The 18,518-nt window shown below is 35.6% G+C and carries 16 protein-coding genes; 2 read left to right on the plus strand and 14 right to left on the minus strand.

What is annotated here, in order from left to right; translation table 11 throughout:
• Nucleotides 1-121 precede the first annotated feature (121 nt).
• A complete protein-coding gene (locus tag SLS51_RS04070) occupies nt 122-1,222 on the minus strand; it encodes a cytochrome P450 (protein ID WP_323835788.1) in 1,101 nt (366 codons plus the stop codon).
• A 911-nt stretch (nt 1,223-2,133) separates the two neighbouring features.
• Here SLS51_RS04070 and SLS51_RS04075 point away from each other — a divergent pair.
• Nucleotides 2,134-2,478 (plus strand): hypothetical protein, encoded by a 345-nt coding sequence (locus tag SLS51_RS04075; protein WP_323835790.1) that lies wholly within the window; start codon nt 2,134-2,136, stop codon nt 2,476-2,478.
• Between the two features lie 434 nt (nt 2,479-2,912).
• On the opposite strand, the gene SLS51_RS04080 is transcribed toward SLS51_RS04075, so the two are convergent.
• The 7 genes from SLS51_RS04080 to SLS51_RS04110 all read right to left on the minus strand — a co-directional run bounded on the left by SLS51_RS04080 (nt 2,913) and on the right by SLS51_RS04110 (nt 11,412).
• Nucleotides 2,913-3,614 (minus strand): helix-turn-helix transcriptional regulator, encoded by a 702-nt coding sequence (locus SLS51_RS04080; protein WP_323835792.1) that lies wholly within the window; start codon nt 3,612-3,614, stop codon nt 2,913-2,915.
• An 897-nt stretch (nt 3,615-4,511) separates the two neighbouring features.
• Complete coding sequence (locus SLS51_RS04085; RefSeq protein WP_323835794.1) at nt 4,512-5,666, minus strand: alpha/beta hydrolase family protein; 1,155 nt, start codon at nt 5,664-5,666, stop codon at nt 4,512-4,514.
• A gap of 19 nt (nt 5,667-5,685) precedes the next feature.
• Nucleotides 5,686-7,164, minus strand: a complete 1,479-nt coding sequence (locus SLS51_RS04090) for an SRPBCC family protein (protein WP_323835796.1) — start codon at nt 7,162-7,164, stop codon at nt 5,686-5,688.
• Nucleotides 7,164-8,711 carry a class I adenylate-forming enzyme family protein gene (locus SLS51_RS04095; RefSeq protein ID WP_323835798.1) on the minus strand — a complete coding sequence of 516 codons (1,548 nt, stop codon included), beginning with the start codon at nt 8,709-8,711 and terminating at the stop codon, nt 7,164-7,166. Before SLS51_RS04095 ends, SLS51_RS04090 begins: the two co-directional genes overlap by 1 nt.
• A gap of 23 nt (nt 8,712-8,734) precedes the next feature.
• Nucleotides 8,735-8,983, minus strand: coding sequence for an acyl carrier protein (locus SLS51_RS04100; RefSeq protein ID WP_323835801.1), 249 nt, complete (start codon nt 8,981-8,983; stop codon nt 8,735-8,737).
• Between the two features lie 34 nt (nt 8,984-9,017).
• Nucleotides 9,018-10,133 carry a beta-ketoacyl synthase N-terminal-like domain-containing protein gene (locus tag SLS51_RS04105; RefSeq protein ID WP_323835803.1) on the minus strand — a complete coding sequence of 372 codons (1,116 nt, stop codon included), beginning with the start codon at nt 10,131-10,133 and terminating at the stop codon, nt 9,018-9,020.
• Nucleotides 10,126-11,412, minus strand: a complete 1,287-nt coding sequence (locus tag SLS51_RS04110; protein WP_323835805.1) for a beta-ketoacyl-[acyl-carrier-protein] synthase family protein — start codon at nt 11,410-11,412, stop codon at nt 10,126-10,128. The genes SLS51_RS04105 and SLS51_RS04110 overlap by 8 nt, the downstream gene beginning before the upstream one ends.
• Before the next feature lie 314 nt (nt 11,413-11,726).
• Between SLS51_RS04110 and SLS51_RS04115 the strand changes: the two genes are divergently transcribed.
• Nucleotides 11,727-11,855, plus strand: a complete 129-nt coding sequence (locus SLS51_RS04115; RefSeq protein WP_323835807.1) for a hypothetical protein — start codon at nt 11,727-11,729, stop codon at nt 11,853-11,855.
• A gap of 397 nt (nt 11,856-12,252) precedes the next feature.
• On the opposite strand, the gene SLS51_RS04120 is transcribed toward SLS51_RS04115, so the two are convergent.
• The 6 genes from SLS51_RS04120 to SLS51_RS04145 form a co-directional block, all read right to left on the minus strand.
• On the minus strand, nt 12,253-13,068 hold the full coding sequence (locus SLS51_RS04120) for a cyclase family protein (RefSeq protein ID WP_323835809.1): 816 nt from the start codon (nt 13,066-13,068) through the stop codon (nt 12,253-12,255).
• The gene (locus tag SLS51_RS04125) at nt 13,061-13,774 is read right to left on the minus strand and encodes a 4'-phosphopantetheinyl transferase family protein (RefSeq protein WP_323835811.1); all 714 of its coding nucleotides are present in this window, start codon (nt 13,772-13,774) and stop codon (nt 13,061-13,063) included. The genes SLS51_RS04120 and SLS51_RS04125 overlap by 8 nt, the downstream gene beginning before the upstream one ends.
• A 2-nt stretch (nt 13,775-13,776) precedes the next feature.
• Nucleotides 13,777-14,553: an SDR family oxidoreductase gene (locus tag SLS51_RS04130; protein WP_323835813.1), complete on the minus strand. Its 777-nt coding sequence runs from the start codon at nt 14,551-14,553 to the stop codon at nt 13,777-13,779.
• Nucleotides 14,554-15,418: 865 nt separating this feature from the next.
• A complete protein-coding gene (locus SLS51_RS04135; protein WP_323835815.1) occupies nt 15,419-15,727 on the minus strand; it encodes a helix-turn-helix domain-containing protein in 309 nt (102 codons plus the stop codon).
• Nucleotides 15,728-16,095: 368 nt separating this feature from the next.
• On the minus strand, nt 16,096-16,536 hold the full coding sequence (locus SLS51_RS04140) for a hypothetical protein (RefSeq protein WP_323835817.1): 441 nt from the start codon (nt 16,534-16,536) through the stop codon (nt 16,096-16,098).
• A 404-nt stretch (nt 16,537-16,940) separates the two neighbouring features.
• A complete protein-coding gene (locus SLS51_RS04145) occupies nt 16,941-18,152 on the minus strand; it encodes an MFS transporter (RefSeq protein ID WP_323835819.1) in 1,212 nt (403 codons plus the stop codon).
• Nucleotides 18,153-18,518 lie beyond the last annotated feature (366 nt).

An 18,518-nucleotide genomic window follows, 5' to 3' on the forward strand; every position in this document is an offset into this window, starting at 1 on the left:
CGTCATCCAGGGAAAGGATATTAAATATATTCTTTCCCATTACAGGTGACCGTTTACACGGTTGCCAAAATTGGGAAAAATTACTTAATATTAAAATTTGAAATGAATTTTCTATCACTTTTCATTTCTTCGATATTCTCAATGTAAATTTCGAACAACCGATGGCTGATAAGCCAACAGTGATTTCATGAATTTCAACATCATCAAGTTGATAACAAGAGAGTATTTTGGTTATCAACTGGCAGGTAAAATGCATGGCGATATTCATGCCAATACACTTTTTCGCGCCTACACCAAATGAAAGTGGGCAGCCTTCACGATCAGGCTGAAATTGGTAAGGATGGTCAAAAACCGTAGCATCGAAATTGGCTAATCCGGTATAAAACAGGGCTCGATCTCCCTTATTGAAACAGCTATTTTTATATATCAATCTCTCTTTAAATACTCTATCTACGGCAAGAACTGGGCTAGATATACGATAGGTTTCAGTAACAATGCTTTTAATATTATTTTCCGTCACTGTGATTGCATGGTTTTTAATATAAAGTAATGTGGCAGCTATCAATTGCATCGTCGTTTCATGAGCGGCAATAAATGTTACCGATAGATCAGCCACAAATTTCTCAATATGGATCACATCCACTGCCCCACCGTTAATAGTTATTTGCCGTAGAACTTGCTGATATATGGCAATAAAAGACTCAGCAATTGATACAAAATGCGCTCTTCCTCTCATTCTGCCGTCAAAAAACATACCGACATTCAGGGCATGAGCAGAAAAGAACGCCGAAGCTTTCACCCCGACTAAAGAAGCAGCCAATAAGTTATTCACTTCTCTTAGATGTTTTGCAGTCAAAATATCAAACTGTTTTAAAGGAGATAAAAGATCATTAGCGATTACTTCAAAATTCATTTCATTAAATTTGCCACATATAAAACTTACTGCATCATTATTATGCTTATCATCATTAAAAATGAGAGAATTATTAAGATAAAGAATGAATCTGGCAACTCTACTCTGGTCTGATGCAGAAAATATTTCCAGAGGAATGCTCAGCTTCTTTTTAGTCACATAATCTGAATTCAGAAAGTAAGAGCAGATATCATACGAATAACAATGCCACATTGCTTGCTTTGCATCGTAAAAAAATCCCTTTCCCTCAGGATCACCTAATCTTACACTATTCATTTTCTTCTTATATTCATTTATCAAAATATTCATCACAGATGCGCCTATGTAAATTTCATCTCTTTGAGTTATAAATTCTCACGCTATTTGACAATAAATATATTTATTGCCATCTATACCCTATGGATTTCAAGATGCATCGCGACGGCAAGGGAGCGAATCCCCGGGAGCATAGATAACGATGTGACCGGGGTGAGCGAGTGCAGCCAACAAAGAGGCAACTTGAAAGATAACGGGTATAAAAACCATAAGATATTTCACTGGCTATTATTTTTAGTCTGTTAATCCATTTATAATCGAGAGACCTTTTTTACCATAATGGCTGTCCTCACACTGATATAAACTCACCCCTTATTCTTATACAAAAAAAATAAAGCCATTCTAACCTACATTCAGGCCACATAATTAAAAACACAACCTTTAAAATAACTTAACAATATGACCTCAATTTGTGTATTTCTATTACATGTAATAACTCAAAATAATCATCATACAAAATTATAACAATACTTTAATTATTTTTAGTTCAATATGGTTACTTGTGCGAATTTTTTAATATAAATCGTGATAAATATCACAAAGTTTTTCCTCCCCCTAAAGACGAAAAATCGATTAAGTGATTAAAATCAATATATTATAAATACCCATATCATAATGGTCTATTTTTCCTACCAGCGATATCAACCCAATAAAATAGCGATTCAAACCATTTTCCAATGCACAATGAACCTTCACTGAATATTCATGTAAAACATTCATGATGATATACTTTACATTATGTACTTTTACGCTAATATAAAAATATATTATATATAATTTCTGATTATTACTCATCATAAATGAAATTAATTCATAGACAACAAACTATCCAGAACAGCAATAAAATACTGTGACTAATAGATCAATGAAAATCACCCATTTTATCCATTAACCAGGAGTTAAAGATGAGAGAAGCTGAAGAAAAAGAAAAAGGTGAAATGCTTGAAATTAATAACCATTATTTTTTCGTTATTAATCTTACCAATGAAAACTTAATCGGTGATGTGATTTGGAGCAGCTCTGGAAATACGAGCACTCTCAATGTTGATGGGTTACATCCAGCAACCGCTTCACTTACCCAAGAATTCTATCCAGAAAGTTGGAAAAATGATTATTGGCAATGGACGGCAAAAGGAAGGGGATATCAATTAAATTGTTATGACAATGATATCTATGTCGCTGTTGTAATTAGCGATTTTGGCATTAGTGTATTACCCACTGGCACCAGCCCGGATGCATGGAAATGGTAGCTTTTCTTCCACTTAATTATTTATACCCGTTATCTTTCAAGTTGCCTCTTTGTTGGCTGCACTCGCTCACCCCGGTCACATCGTTATCTATGCTCCCGGGGATTCTCTCCCTTGCCGTCGCGATCCATCTTGAAATCCATAGGGTATATACTACCATTCACAATCGGCGCTCTAGGGCGGCTTTTTCCTAATAATCATTCTTGTCCACTCGATCCTTTAAGGATTCTCATCCCTAATTTTGAGCAAACAAAACCGAATTTTAGCAAATCTAATAAAATCACTAAACTTTTTAAGCCCTCAGTATAAATGAAAACAGAAATTTCAGATAATCATCAGAATCTACTCTATATTTTCAACTATATACTTAGTAAAAAGAATAATTAAACATGTATAGGATAAATACCCATATAAATTACTCATCCGTAATTATTTATTTATGATAAATTATTATCAGACAATCCTTCTTTCTCACTCCATTTTTTTAGTAATAATATTCTATCTTGTATATATCTTTCAGACAATACTTCCAGTTTTTCTATTTTCCCTACCTGTAACTTAAGAAAATTATGGGTGAATTCACACCAAGAAACTAAAAAGAATTCATTATTGAAAAAGATCGACAGTGGGCAGGTCGTCTTCACAGTATGTGTATTATTTAAATCAAGAAAAGTTATCACTACTTTTGATTTATGGTATATCGCTCTTCTGATATCAGATAACATTAAGTTATTATTTGTAACTTTGCTGTAACCTTCTGTTTTTACAAACATTGGCGAATAATATAGCTGATCACGCTGTTCTTCAGGCAATACTGCGGCAATCTTAGATATAAAGCTATGAGCAGACTTAGCCAACACAACATCATTTTGTTCAATAACCCATTTATTGCCCAAAACTAAGGCATCAATTTCATCCATCGTAAACATCAAAGGAGGTAGCATGAAGCCCGGCCGTAATATATAGCCCAAACCTGGTTCACCCTCTATATTTGCCCCCTGACTATTTAATAAAGCAATATCTCGATAAAGCGTGCGCAAGCTTACATTTAAATCACTAGCGAGTAATTTACCACTGACAGGATACCTTCTTTGTCTCAAGTATTGCAATAATACTATAAGTCTTTCGGTTCTTGACATTTCCGTACTCCTCATTCTAATAAAAATCAAATAGGAAAGGCTTTACTGAATAAATAATATTGCGTTACTAGTCAGTTACCCAATATAACTATCTATTCTTAATTATCTATCATGGAACAATGTCGAGATTTCTCTATAAAACCATCAACTCAAAATCCTATATTTAATATAGACCTAAATTTTCAGGATTGACAAAAATACTATTGCCTTCTTACATAATTACCAAACTCTGTCAAGAGTAAATGTTCGATGCATTACGCTGGAACAAGGTTGAAGTCAATGTCGAACATCAAACATAGCGAAAATATTTAAAAGTTTAATATACTTCTCATTAATACAAAAAATAAAATTTACACTCAACAAGATAACTTATCATAAGTAAACTTACTATGTATTAATGATATAAGAAAACACAAATATTAAAGTCAATTTTCATACTGACAGTTAATACCTCAGCAGAAAAAGCATGGCCTTATTATTCGGATATATCGCTTCGTAATGCCTGAGAAGATGTTTTGATTTTATTACTAATGTAAAAGAGCAGCGGAACTAAAAGGCATACCAAAATAGGTTTAACCTTAACTTATGTTGAAAAAATAAATTTTTTAGACAAGATGAATAATCCATAGTTTATATTTAATTTATTTTTAATATCGAATGACAATATTACATAAGCACACTATTGTGTTTACTAAAGATAAAGTTAAAACCAATATTTATCCATAACAATACCTCAGTTGGTTAATAACTTTATGATTTATACCCGTCGTCTTTCAAGTTGCTTCTTTGTTAGCTGCACTCGTTCACCCCGGTCACATAGTTATCTATGCTCCCGGGGATTCGCTCCCTTACCGCCGCGACGCACCTTGAAATCCACAGGGTATAGTATAAAATAAGTTAGCCTTTTTTATAGCCATTTAGCCAAAATTGTTCACTAACCCAATCTGAAACTTGTATCATATATTCGTTTATTTTATTTAAACAAACATGAGCCTCTGATTCGTAACATAATAACTTATGATTATCACCCCATAATTGATCTAATTTTTTCACTTTATCGATCGGAAATATATCATCTAATTCACCATGAACAGTAAAAACCTTGGTTTTACAAGGTAAAGAGATATCCAATTTAATTTCGTCAAAAATAGACTGCATACGACTATTATCTTGCATAAATGCAAACTGGAAATCTTCTTTAAGCCTTCTTGGCAACTTATCAAACTCTGCTATTTCAGGCCCACCGGATAAATTGACGATACAACAAAATTTATCGCCAATTCTTTGCGCAACGCGTAGCGCAAAATAACCACCAAAACTAATTCCTAGGAAACAAAGAAGATTACTATTAATTCTTGCATCATCTTCTAATAATTTAACTATAGAGCTAACATATAATTCCATATCGATAGCTATTGGTGATTTTCCAAGATTTATTCCCTGTCCCGGTCCATCAAATATAGCTACCGCCATATTTTTCCCTAAGAAAAACTCAGCCAAAGATAATATTTCAATTTCAGTCATTGAATCCAATCCATTGGATAAAATAACACAAGGCAAAGGATGATTCTCTTCTTCTTTATACCCTTTAGGGAATATAAGGAAGAACGGCATATGAAATTTATCGATGGCAATATATTGGTGATCAACCAGCAAATCACTATATTTTATACTAGATAAAAAACATGAACGAATATACTCTCTGAGCTGTATCTTCCTGCTCCCATCACTAAAATACATAAATTCCGCCCAATGATAACAGGCAGCGGCACTCCTCAAAGCACGAACATGGCTGACTTCACTCTTAGCCGAGTTAGCGATATTAATATAGCTATCACCCACTTTTGACCAATTAATCATCCATTCATACCAAAACTCTTCAGAAGATAAGTCTAAGTTTCCCGCTGGAAAATGACTCAATGCCGCAACAACATCTCCCCAATGAACTTGGGGAGCATATTGAGAATTTAAGAAAAATAGTCTTGGCATAAAATAACCACAAGTAGCAAGAAGTTCTGGCGAAATTCTATTGGGTTTATTTTTATTATTCATCTTATTTTCCTTTGATTTACTAAATACGAGCGTCTAACCACTCTTTGCAGGCAAAAACCATTTTCTGACTATTTTCTGAAATAGCATTTTTTACTATCTCTTGTTGTTTCACTTTATCTTCCGTACCAAATTTAACGGCACATAAATCATGATTTAACTCAACATCATGACTAGAAACAATGAACGAACCCTTTCCTTTACTTAATATACGCCATGATCCACTATGGGACTTTAATACTAAAGGAGGCTCTGGTTGAAAATATTCAATCAATAAATTATCCGCATCACAGAATCGTATACTACGGAAAGTCTCATTTCCATTTGGTGTTGATACTTCCATATTAAATTCTTGATGTTTATCATCATTATAAATGACTTTTACTGAATCACAATGCGGTAATATCTTACTCCAGTCATCGATATTTAAAAATATCTTATAAACATCATCAACCTGATGAGGAATATAATACCCCGCCGTGAAAGTTAATAAATTTGATTTTTTATGACTTTCTACCTGGCTCTTTATACTATCCATCTCCATTCGAGTATTATCATTGATAAATGAGATAATAAAGGAATTAGCCTGGTCATGATTATCAACACCATCAACGATACCACTGATACCACTGATACCACTGATACCACTGATACCACTGATATCTTCTAATAAACCCCAGTTCCTTTGTACTGTTAGAATACAGCGTTGATCATTAATAGGAATGATTTGCCATCTGCCATTCATTGTTTTTAATAATGGCATCGGTGTAGGCATAACATAATCAATCCGGTAAATAGCATCAAAATAATATCGCTGTGTTTGCCAACTTACTGCTTTATTATTTTGTTTTGCTTTGATTTCAACCAATTCTTCATTACCTGATCTCTTTAAAACTTCTGCACCATCACAGAATGAAAAAATATCTGTCCAACAAGAGACATCTTTAACCAAAGTATAAACCTGCTGTGCCGGCGCCTCACATACGACTGAGTGAGTAATCGTTCCTTTTAATACTTTTCCCACTCCCTCGGTTGACTCGACGATATTTTTTATATTATTGAGCTCTTTAACTGAATTGGTGTCAATAGCTTTACTAATAAATTGGTGCGCCTGCTCTATTGTTTCAACACCATCAATTAACCCAGCGATTTCAGACTCAAGATCATACAAATGCTCCAACAACAGCACACATTGCTGAGAATTGATTTTAATCACGCGCCATGACGTTTCCATTTCTTTAACTAATGTCATTGGGGGATTCAATTTTGATTTTATACTGAATGTTTCTGGATAAAATTTACGATTTGATTCCCATTGCATTAATATACCATTAATTAAGGCTTTAACTTCTATTTTTTCACCTTTTTTATCCCTAAAGAGAGTTTTTACTTCCTGACAAGGTTCAAATATTTCTGGCCATTTATCAGAATTAATAACAATTTGATATACATCTTCCATCTGAGCGTTACAAATAATTGAATGTGATTCTACATAATTCATTATTGATTCCTCAATGTAAATAGTTTTTTAGGATCGATTGACTTAATTAACTCTGCTTTCAATATTTTATCATTATGGCTTTTTGGGAAGTATTCATCAGTAACATAAAACCAATCAGGCCATTTTTCTCGACTGAGTTTACAACTTAAAAATGATGAAATAATATCTTCAATTTCAGGTAATGATTTCTTCGATATCTCGCCACTCATACAGGCAACCGGTTGATCAATAGCAACCCCATTTTCATGGAATGAAAAACCAACAACCGTAGCCACATTCACATTGGGTATCCGAGATAAAATAGATTCAATTTCTTCAGGATAAATTCTATGTCCGTTAGCACTCATAAAAGTATTTTGCTTACGTCCTTTTAAGATTAAATAACCCTCTTGATCTATATAACCGAGATCACCAGTGGCAAACCACTCATCAGGGGGCATTATTTCTCCTGAAAGGACATCATAATATCCCTCCATAATACTTTCACCCTTTATTATAATTTCTCCAATATTATCAGATGAGCCTATAATAGGTTTAACCGCTACCGCCAATGTATTATCAATTTTACCAACACAATAAATTGAATTGAGATATCTTTTATCACGATGATCTTGCTCATCTACCCAACAGAAAGGACCATAAGTTTCACTTAACCCATATCCCTGCATCCATTCACAGCCAATTAATTGACGCCCTTTCTCCAGTACGCTAGGGGGCATAGCTGCGGCGCCATAAGCAACAACCTGTAAGTCAGAGAGATCAATATTACGTTCTGCGGTTGATTTAACGAATAACTTCATCGACTCTGGACGTAACATAATATGAGTGATTTTATTGCGAGAAAGATAATCAGGCCATCTCTCTACATTTCTATCTTCGGGTATAAAAAGTGTTGATTGATGTAATAATGAACCGAAAGAAAAAATCACTCCCGTTGTATTATTCAACAAACCTGACATGAATATTTTAGCATTCTGCGTGAATTTTAATTTCTCGGTCACCGAATAAATTCTTCGACATACTAATGATTCTGAAATACTGATGGCTTTCGGTTTACCGGTACTTCCACTGGTGAACAGGACAATAAAGTTAGCAATAGATTGCGGAGAATAAGTTATCATTGGGATTTCCGCGATATCATCATTAACGCCGATCTTATGATTTGAAATATCAATCACATTAATGTTGTTTTCTTTTAATTTTCCAACAAAATGTTTGTCTTTTTTGAGATAAATCACAAAATCGTATTGCACTTCATTGGTGAAATTAATCCACTCATCGATTGTCGCTGATGATAAATTATAGGGCATTAATAAATGCAACCCCATAGCACTAGCCGCAGCTAAAAAGAAAATACCTAATTCATCATGCTCAAATATAACAATGACTTTATTACCTTTTTGAACTCCTCGACTAAGTAAATCATCAATTAAATGGGAAACAGAAGATATTACCTCTTTTCTTGTATAATGATAATCCTTAGTGATAATACAATCATGATGTAAGTTATCACTCCCTGAATGTAACAACATAGAGATTAGTTTCATTTCTGTTTCCCTTTAATTAGCAGTTAATTTTTATCGTTTAAACTTGATGAGACGAAATCAAGAACTGCACTGCCTGTTTCCCAATGACTGAATTGACTTTTCGTCACGGAAATACCGAACTCTTTCTCAATCTCTTTTGCCAGGTCAGCTAATTCCGTAGAATCCATATCATAGGCATCAGCAAGGTTTGCATCCATATTGAAATCATCAATATTAATGTTAAGAAAAAGAGACAAAATTGTTTTTATTTTTACTTCCAGATGATTATTCATATATTTTTCCTCGCGTACTTACATATTTTAGAAATTAAATAGCTGAAAAACTCAACGCACACACATGACCTTGGTTACTGAAGCGCTGAATGATTATTTGGTTAGTATTTGAAAACTCATTAATTTTATTAGATTGTTGTTCCCCATCCCCATGACTTTCTGACAAGAATGATGACGCCAGGACTGAATCAATCACGCCACTGACTGAAAATTGATTATTCAAATAAGGCCTCAGATTTATAAATGATGTTTTTATCTCTTTATTTGAGAAAGCCTTACTCGTTATTTCTTTTTCATCATCATATATTCCATCCATAATAAACACAGCATTCTCATTATGGTTGAATAGTTCAGCGGTATATTCTAAGGTGTTATTTCTAGTATTTTTATCCGGTGCAAAATAATCAACAAAACCGGTTAATTCACACAATATCGAAGCGCCACGCTCTAAAGCGTGTTGTCTCTCTTCCAGCACCAGAAATGCAGCGCCTTCGGAAAAGTCTCCTGGCTGTTTTTCGCCAAAAACCTCAGAATGTTTCTGGCTTGACGTTTTCTCCAGTAAATTTTTAACTAATGGGCTGGAAAGATGTTCTGACGCACCACATAACATCACTTCCGCAACACCATTAGAAATCGCTTCCGCCGCATAGCCTATTGCTTGCATCCCTGCCACATCGGAAGTAGAAAACGTTTTAGATTGCGCACTAAAACCATAAAGTAGTGACAATTGCCCTTGAAGTGCCGCAGGGAACCATGCCGTGGCAACATAAGGTCCCATTCCCTTTATGCCTTCAATATGGAGCGCTTTAACTTCATCCTCAATATGTTGCCATCCACCAAAACAGTTTCCGACATATATTCCAACGCGATTAGGATCAAGCTTATCGACATCCAATCTACTCGCTTTTAATGCCATTTCAACGGCAACGATACCATAAACCGAAAATTCATCAATTTTGCGTCTTAAGCGGTTATTGATATATTTCGCGCCATCGAAATCACTCAATGTTCTTATTACAGAACTTGCGGTCGTATTATTTTTCGATTCTTGGCCCAATAACTTCTGGATGACTTTTGATTTTATGGCGGTAACATCATTGCCATCAGGATGTATTGCACCGACACCGGTAACGACAACTCTTTTACGCATTGTCTACTGCCCTCATAACAATAACACTGTGAATACCAGAAAAACCACTTGATAATTTCAACGCGGTCTTAATTGGATATGCGCAACCTTGGTTAGGAATATAATCTAAATCGCAATCAGGATCCGGCGTTTGATAATTAATTGTTGGGTGAACATACTGTTTTTCTATTTCCAGACATAATGCTACAGACTCTATCGCATTAGCGGCAGCTAAAGCATGACCTGTCATTGACTTTAATGAATTAATTGGAATATCGAATGCACTTTCTCCCAAAACAAATTTAATCGCATTTGATTCGTTAATATCATTTTGCGCTGTAGAACTGCCATGAGCACTAATATAATTTACCGTTGATGGCGATATCTGGGCATCCTTCAATGCCATATCAATGCATCGTGCCATTGCCATGCCATCCGCGGGCAAGTCAGTCATATGATAAGCGTTATTGACGGATGCATACCCTGCTAATTCAGCATAGATATGTGCTCCACGCTGCTTAGCGTGTTCATAAGACTCTAAAATTAATATTCCACACCCTTCTGCAATCACAAATCCATCCCGCTCAAGGGAAAAAGGACAAGTCGCTGCTTGCTGATTTTCCAACTCTCTTGATGATAGCGCCCCTAAAGCTTCAAAAGAGCCGATAGAGAGTGGACAAAGTGGTGCTTCACTTGCACCAGCCAGCATAATATCCGCTCTGCCATAACGGATATGCTCCATCGCAATGCCTAATGCATCAAGCCCTGCCGCACACCCGGTTGATATGTTACTGACGGACATAGATGCACCATATTTTTTCGCAACAGAGGTTGCGGCAGAGCTGAAATCAAAGCTGTCATAATCTTCTGATTTAATTAAATCAGGGTGAATATTCTCTTTGCCCCCTTTGGTGATCCTGAGTAAACACTCTTCCATTCCCGCAGCATCGGCAATCGCTGTTGCTATCGCAACACCAAAACGCCGACCATCAATGTCTGAGGGTCTTAAATTTGCATCTTGCATCGCCATCTCAGAGGCATCTAGCGCAAACTGGAGATATTTACGCTCACTTTTCAGAACAAACTCTTTGTTATTGCCATCACTGCCGTAAACTTGTCCTATTGCTCCGCTTTTAAAGCCAAATCTTTCTCTTCCCCACTCATATTTACTCACTCCCGATTTCCCGTTATGAATATTGTTCCAAAATTCATTAACGCCTACACCTGTCGGTGCAACAACACCTAGCCCTGTCACCACAACTCTACGTGGTTGAGATTCATTTCTGTTATTTATTATCACAATAATTATCTCGATAGAAATAGAATAAACATTTACTCAGGCAAGTTTTATTAATATAAAAGTTACCCATTTTCATTTAAGAAAATCGTTATCTGCAAGTAGTGATATTAAACTACTTTATCTATAAAATCACATTTGTCATATATATTTGATTTTTATCTCCTAACCAAAGTTCTTGAAAATAAGCACCAAACCATAACTCTATTTAAATACTCATTTGGTTATTTCACTGTTCTTTCATCTATTTAAACTGCAAGAATAGTATGAATACTCCAGTCTAAACCAATCCTTTCACTCTGCATATGGATAGAATAATGAAGCTTTTTATTAATATACCCGTTATCTTTCAAGTTGCTTCTTTGTTGGCTGCACTCGCTCACCCCGGTCACATAGTTTGCTATGCTCCCGGGGATTCACTCCCTTGCCGCCGCGATCCATCTTGAAATCCATAGGGTATATTTCAATTTATTCTTAAAAATCATCCAGAAAGGAGATGACAAATTTATTATCATAGAGCCGATATACCCACTCACAGTACAACATAGCCAAACAACATGGCTAAACAACATAGCAAAGATAATATATCCTTTTCTAACTTATATCTTATATATCGCCTTGATCATTGGAATTTCCGATCAAACGGCGTATCTACTCTGCCTCTAGTCATTAATTTACACTGAGCTTTATCTTTGTGGATTTAAATCATGCAATGCACAACTTATACCTTAAGCCCCTTCTTTTAAAGATCTAAGGCATGCTCAAGCATATTGGTCATTAGATTTTCTATTAAATCTCTTTTCTGCTCATATTCTTCCCGTCTTACCCAGTAATTACCTATTATTATAATATTGCGACCACTCGACTCCATGAAGCATCTGCTTTCTCTAATTTTATTGGAAAACAGCTCACTTTAAATCCATAAGGTTTAGGAATGCTGGTTAAATTACAAAGCCGTTCTATCTGTAAATAAGGGTGATCCCGCCCGATAAAATGAGACGGCCATAAGCAATCTTTATTCCCAGTTTTTTTATAATCGTTAATCATCTCTATGAATGGCCGATCAAAGCTAAATGCATCTGTCCCAATAATCTTTACCCCTTGCTCTACTAACCATTGAACAGCACTGCTTTCAATTGCTCTATAGTGAGTAAAATAGGATTTTGCCCCCATGAATTTATCAGCTCCGGTATTGATCAGGACAATATCATTTTCGTTTATTTTATAATTAATCTTCTTTAATTGGTTTTCTACCGCCTGTTTATCAATTGACTGATTATCATGACTAAAATCAAGTAATACACCGTGGCTATAAAACCAATCCAAAGGAATATCAGTAATTGTTGCTGGCTGATCTTGTCCTTTATGCCACCCATAGTGATAGGGAGCATCAATATGCGTTCCGGTATGTGTGGTCAATTGGTAATACATCAGTGATAATCCCATACCATCAGGAAAATCATTGTGATCAATGATCCATTTTTTACGTTTAAATAGTTTTACAAAGGCTCTTTTCCACCATGAATTGGTATGAAAATATAAATAACTTTCACCTAGTTTATTAGCGCCCTCTTTATGATCAACGACTCCCCTAGTTACTTTTTCAGGTTCCCAAAAATCACAATCTATAGGAACACTTAAGTCAATAATATTACTCATCTTTGTTCCTTATAATTTCGGAATAGTTTATTTTCTTGATATTTGGTGTAGAAATTACCTTCTTTTGAGATAAGGCACAAACAAATTGCTGATGATGAATCAATAATGTGCTCGCCTCTAATTCTTGCATATCTTTAACAGAATCAGAGTTATTAGCCAATAATTTCTCATGTAAAGTCGAAGCAAATAATTTAATATATGCTTCAAGTCTAACCCAATAATACAATGACATTAAGTGATAATAATTTTTAAATCCGGGACTCACTCCTGATAGTTGTTTTAACATTACACCTTTCATATATTCCAACTCCTTATCCTTAATAAAACGTTCAATAATTTCAGAAAGTTTTATCTTAGAAGGAGTGACTTCAATATCAACACCTATTTCCCTTGAGCTAAAACCGATGGCACAATAGTTTCCTGATGCACTCAGAGAAAAATAATATTTGAAGTCTTGCTCCGTGGATATATAAGGTTTACCATTATCATTCGTTATGATTTCATAATCAGATAAATATTGATTTAAAACATAACGTAACGCAGCCCGTCTAAATATGAATCTTTTTCTTCTATCCGCTAAACAAATTTGGTTATGGCGAACTCTATCAGAACGGTGAATTAACTGTTCAATAGAAGCTAAATCAATATCGTCGATTTTTATAATCCAAAGATCAGAAAAATCAGAGGATAAAGAAATATCGTCCATGATTAGTAATTACCTAATCCACCACACACATTAAGTGCTTGAGCGGTTACAGCCCCGGCGAGAGGAGATGCAAGATAAGCAACCATTTCAGCGACTTCATTAGGTTCAACATATCTTCCAATAGGAACACGCTCTTCTACTCTTCTTTTCGCCTCTGCTACATCCGTGCCCCAAATTTTGGCGTAATGTTCTCTGACACGCTCCGCCATTTCACTCTCAACAAACCCGGGACAAACTGCGTTAACCGTAACACCTGAACCATTACGTGCTAATTCAAGCCCCAAGGATTTAGTCAGGCCAACAACACCATGCTTAGAAGCAGAATAAGGCGTACCATGAATAACACCTTGTTTCCCGCCGGTGGAGGCAATATTGATAATTCTGCCGCCAGACAACATTAATTTTCTTTTCAAAACTTCATGTATAACAAAATAAGTGCCATTTAAATTAACGTTTATGACATTTTGCCAGGTTCGTGGGCTTATTTCAGCAGTAATACCGCCACCAGCAATACCAGCGCAATTCACAAGTACCGTCAGCTTATTATCTTCAAGCTCTAGTTGGTCAAACGCTTTTTTAACATCTTCATGATTAGAGACATCACAAACTATTTTCTTTGCAAATTGACTACCATATTTATTGCGTAACTTGCCAATTGCGCTATCAAGACGCTCAGGAGTACGCGATAATAATATTGGTTCAAAGCCATCCTCAGATAATCTTTCTGTAATTGCGAAACCAATATCTCCTGTCGCGCCGGTAATAAAGGCATATTTCATCTGAACTATTCCTATCGTTATTTATACCCGTCATCTTTCAAGTTGCCTCTTTGTTGGCGGCACTCGCTCACCTCGGTCACATAGTTACCTATGCTCCCGGGGATTCACTTCCTTGCCGTCGCGATACATCTTGAAATCTATAGGGCATATATTATTGCTATTCACGGAAAAACACGATTACCCCTAACAAGCATTATTCATAAACTAGTGACAGTTTTTGTCAGCATTTACGAAAAATATTAACCGTTTTACGTAAAGACCAATAATATATCGGTGTTACATTTACAATAACTTATAATACCAAAACTCTTTATCATGTTACTATACAAATTCATTTTTTCTGAATAATTAGAGAATCAAATAAAGGATCAGCAATAATCGCTGCATTTAAAAAAGGTTGAAAACCATGATGTTATGGATTAACCGTTAGGTTATGTTTTCATAGAATGACAATAGAATAGGAAGGGCAAAGATCAACATAGAGAAACCTGAAAACTTTCATCATCCATTACCCAAACAAGCTTATGCACCCAATTAACTCTATTGTTGGCACAGAGTGATGACGAGACATATTCCAAACACGTACTCTTACCCTCAGTATGTCAGACCGTTTAAAACCGGCGATCGACCAAAATTAATCACCGGCTGGCTATGTGACAATTTAATGTATGCCTGATTCCCCTACAGAATATAACTTTTGGTTATATTAAATATAATCAAGAAATATATTCCAACAACGTTATTAAAAGGCATCAAATATAAAAACAATGACTTAAAACTATTCTCCACCAGAATAGTTTAGATATTAATTTTATAACAAATAATTCGCTTATTAATAAAAATTCTTAGCGGATATTTATGATATTCATGCGACTTTTATTATTTTATCTACAGCGACAGTCACCATACCTTCGTGATAACTAAATTCGAAATTCCAACCGAGCCGATTTAGCATGTTGAATAATTTATCAATAGTGTGATTTTCCAGCTTTCCATTAATGATCTCGCTAATTCTCGCTTGAGTCGTTCCCAAAAGCTCCGCCGCTTTTACCTGACTTAAACCGCGCTCCTGAATCATCTTGCGGATGATCACCATTAATTGAGCGCGAATATGTTTATACCCGTTATCTTTCAAGTTGCCTCTTTGTTGGCTGCACTCACTCACCCCGGTCACATAGTTATCTATGCTCCCGGGGGTTCGCTCCCTTGCCGCCGCGATCCATCTTGAAATCCATTGGGTATATACTCATCAACCTGCGTATTAACCTATCTCACTTCATTAAGCAGATTTGTTCTTTATTACAATAAACGGTGAACGAAATAGTTTAATGAGATAGGTATTAGAGAAATAAACGATTTCTACGCGTATCAGCATTTCAATAACTTAATTATCAGTTCAAATAAAAACCGGCCTAATAGTCAACAATCTAAACTATCGACAAGGCAATCAAAAATACTGAACAACACGCGGAGAAATGCTTTCATTTCAACGAATGTCTATTGGTACAGCACGTTATCCGATATATTCAATATCACATAACGCTATATCATTTCCAGATCAATATTATTATCATTAAAATTCAATGTCAGTATCTTATTTCCTCCACCTCGATTATTACCTGAAATTTCTAATGCATCATCGTAAGTAAATTCCTTATTTATGGAATATTTAACCGCATTTTTATTCGGTGGATTCCAATAATCCTGAAATATCCAAATATTAAATCTGAATTCAGATCTCAACCCCCTTTCAGTATAGATATGAATGGCTTTATTAGGTTCATATTTATCACTTATCCAAGGTGCCCATAAATCGCCATGCCATTCAGACATTTTATCCACAGAAAAATTTCTTCGGACAACATATCCATGTTCGACCACAATTTTACAAGGCGTTTTATTATAAATGGATTTAATATTTGTTACTCCCGCGATAATATTAACGGCTGGTTTATTCTGAGTGTTATTTGATTTTCTTTCCATTTTATTCACCTATGTCAATTAGTAATTTCAATAATAATTATGATAGGATTTATACCCTATGGATTTCAAGATGCATCGCGGCGGCAAGGGAGCGAACCCCCGGGAGCATAGATAACGATGTGACCGGGGTGAGTGAGTGCAGCCAACAAAGAGGCAACTTGAAAGATGACCGGTATATAATAACTTCATCCTTTCGCACACTATAATCCAGCATTGACCAAATTTATTCTTGTAATATTAATTTCCTCCAGTGACATTACACTTCAAACAACATTTAACTCTTACTAATCACGCCTGTCTTCTTATATCAATGATTAGCCTTAAATTCAAATATAGCGCAAAATCTTTATTTTACCATTAAGGCTAGATCACATATCTATCGTTATTTTCTCTTAATTGCTACGCTAAGCATTATTCATTAAATTTTTCGCCCCTCTTTTCATCACCTGAGCTAATTTCATTACATATATCGGTAATATCAGGGCGCTAACCATAGTCAGTATGAAAATAGGCCGAACATTCTCAGCAATAATCTCCTTACCGTCTAAAAAAATGGAGGAGAAGAAGAACACTACGCCGGCGCCTAAATTGGAAAATGCCATCTGGAGGGCACCAAAACCCGCACGATTTTCAGGCGTCGAGGCATAGGAAGCGAGCACGTTTGCAGCCATCACCTGTACATAAGTCGCGAACATAAAAAGTGAGAAGAAAACGTATCCATCGACTTTTCCCGTCAATCCCAGAAAGATATTGACAATAAATAACGTCGCCGCAGCGATGGTAATTCTCTGAGGCGGATATCTATCGCAAAGTTTCCCGGTTAAATAAGTTCCCAACCAAGACGCGATACCACCGCAAAAGAATACCAGTGAAACCTGATTTTCCGGGATATAAAATACATTCATTAATAGCGGAGCAAGTATCGGAATAAGCATGAAGGGACTAAAATTACTGACACCACTTGCCATTCCAGCTAATGTTATTTTTTTGGTCAGCACAATTTTATTCCGACTATTTTTTACTTTCTCTGCGCCTGGAATAAAGAAGAGGATCAGAGGCACACTCACTACGCATAAAATAACGATGAGTAAAAAAGAGACTTTCCAGTTAAAGCTTTCGGCTAAATATAAACATAACGGTATACCTAAAATGCTAACGAATGAAAAAGATGAAAACGCAATGCCCAGCACCCTCCCCCGCATACTTTCCGGGGAATTATTAAGTAAGATCCCAATACCTACCCCCAATGTCACACCACCAAACAGACCGGCAATGATACGTAGCAGAATAAGTTGGTATGGTTCCGAAGAGAAAATCGTCAGGAACGTAATCAAACCGAGAAACAGGGTGTTTAAAATGAGAACCTTTCTTTTATTAAAGCGATCAATAAAGAAAAAGGATGCCAGGCCAGAAAATACGGAGGAGAAAACATAAACACCCGCAATAACTCCCGCCATCGTAATCGGCATGTGAAAATCTTTCGACATATAAACAAAAAGCGGAGTGACCATCATGTACTCTAATGCATTAATAAATTGAACTAATGCGACAACCATCGCAATAACAACTATATTATTAGTTCCAACTACCTGATTATTTCCAATTAACTTCGACATTATGAATCCCAATTTTTGTTGGCTTAAATTTCATCGACACAGTAAGCAATTTACATCACATACAGAGCAAAAAAAAGCACCGTGTATCATCCAGTGAATGCACGGCGTAATCAGGCTTGAGATGAAGCTGATGGCGGTAAAGTAGAATAATCAAGCAACAACAATTTCAGCAGCCCAATTCATTGTTAGAAGTAAGTAACAAAAGCATTGCCTTTACCGAATAATCATTAGGGTTGATACTCAATCGGCAGACGTTTATCGCTACTGCTATCCCGACTAAGAATCACAAAAAGTGCAGCCTCCGACTTATCACAATGGCTCAATTTAAAAGATTATTGAGCGGTAATAGATGAGTTCAGAACAATT

This window comes from Photorhabdus africana (assembly GCF_035181445.1).
Lineage (GTDB): Bacteria > Pseudomonadota > Gammaproteobacteria > Enterobacterales > Enterobacteriaceae > Photorhabdus > Photorhabdus laumondii.

Excerpts from the sequence above, each read along its gene's own strand:
- SLS51_RS04070 (WP_323835788.1), bottom strand. The coding sequence starts at position 1,222 with ATGAATATTTTGATAAATGAATATAAGAAGAAAATGAATAGTGTAAGA.
- SLS51_RS04075 (WP_323835790.1), top strand. The coding sequence starts at position 2,134 with ATGAGAGAAGCTGAAGAAAAAGAAAAAGGTGAAATGCTTGAAATTAAT.
- SLS51_RS04080 (WP_323835792.1), bottom strand. The coding sequence starts at position 3,614 with ATGTCAAGAACCGAAAGACTTATAGTATTATTGCAATACTTGAGACAA.
- SLS51_RS04085 (WP_323835794.1), bottom strand. The coding sequence starts at position 5,666 with ATGAATAATAAAAATAAACCCAATAGAATTTCGCCAGAACTTCTTGCT.
- SLS51_RS04090 (WP_323835796.1), bottom strand. The coding sequence starts at position 7,164 with ATGAATTATGTAGAATCACATTCAATTATTTGTAACGCTCAGATGGAA.
- SLS51_RS04095 (WP_323835798.1), bottom strand. The coding sequence starts at position 8,711 with ATGAAACTAATCTCTATGTTGTTACATTCAGGGAGTGATAACTTACAT.
- SLS51_RS04100 (WP_323835801.1), bottom strand. The coding sequence starts at position 8,983 with ATGAATAATCATCTGGAAGTAAAAATAAAAACAATTTTGTCTCTTTTT.
- SLS51_RS04105 (WP_323835803.1), bottom strand. The coding sequence starts at position 10,133 with ATGCGTAAAAGAGTTGTCGTTACCGGTGTCGGTGCAATACATCCTGAT.
- SLS51_RS04115 (WP_323835807.1), top strand. The coding sequence starts at position 11,727 with ATGAAGCTTTTTATTAATATACCCGTTATCTTTCAAGTTGCTTCTTTG.
- SLS51_RS04120 (WP_323835809.1), bottom strand. The coding sequence starts at position 13,068 with ATGAGTAATATTATTGACTTAAGTGTTCCTATAGATTGTGATTTTTGG.
- SLS51_RS04125 (WP_323835811.1), bottom strand. The coding sequence starts at position 13,774 with ATGGACGATATTTCTTTATCCTCTGATTTTTCTGATCTTTGGATTATA.
- SLS51_RS04130 (WP_323835813.1), bottom strand. The coding sequence starts at position 14,553 with ATGAAATATGCCTTTATTACCGGCGCGACAGGAGATATTGGTTTCGCA.
- SLS51_RS04140 (WP_323835817.1), bottom strand. The coding sequence starts at position 16,536 with ATGGAAAGAAAATCAAATAACACTCAGAATAAACCAGCCGTTAATATT.
- SLS51_RS04145 (WP_323835819.1), bottom strand. The coding sequence starts at position 18,152 with ATGTCGAAGTTAATTGGAAATAATCAGGTAGTTGGAACTAATAATATA.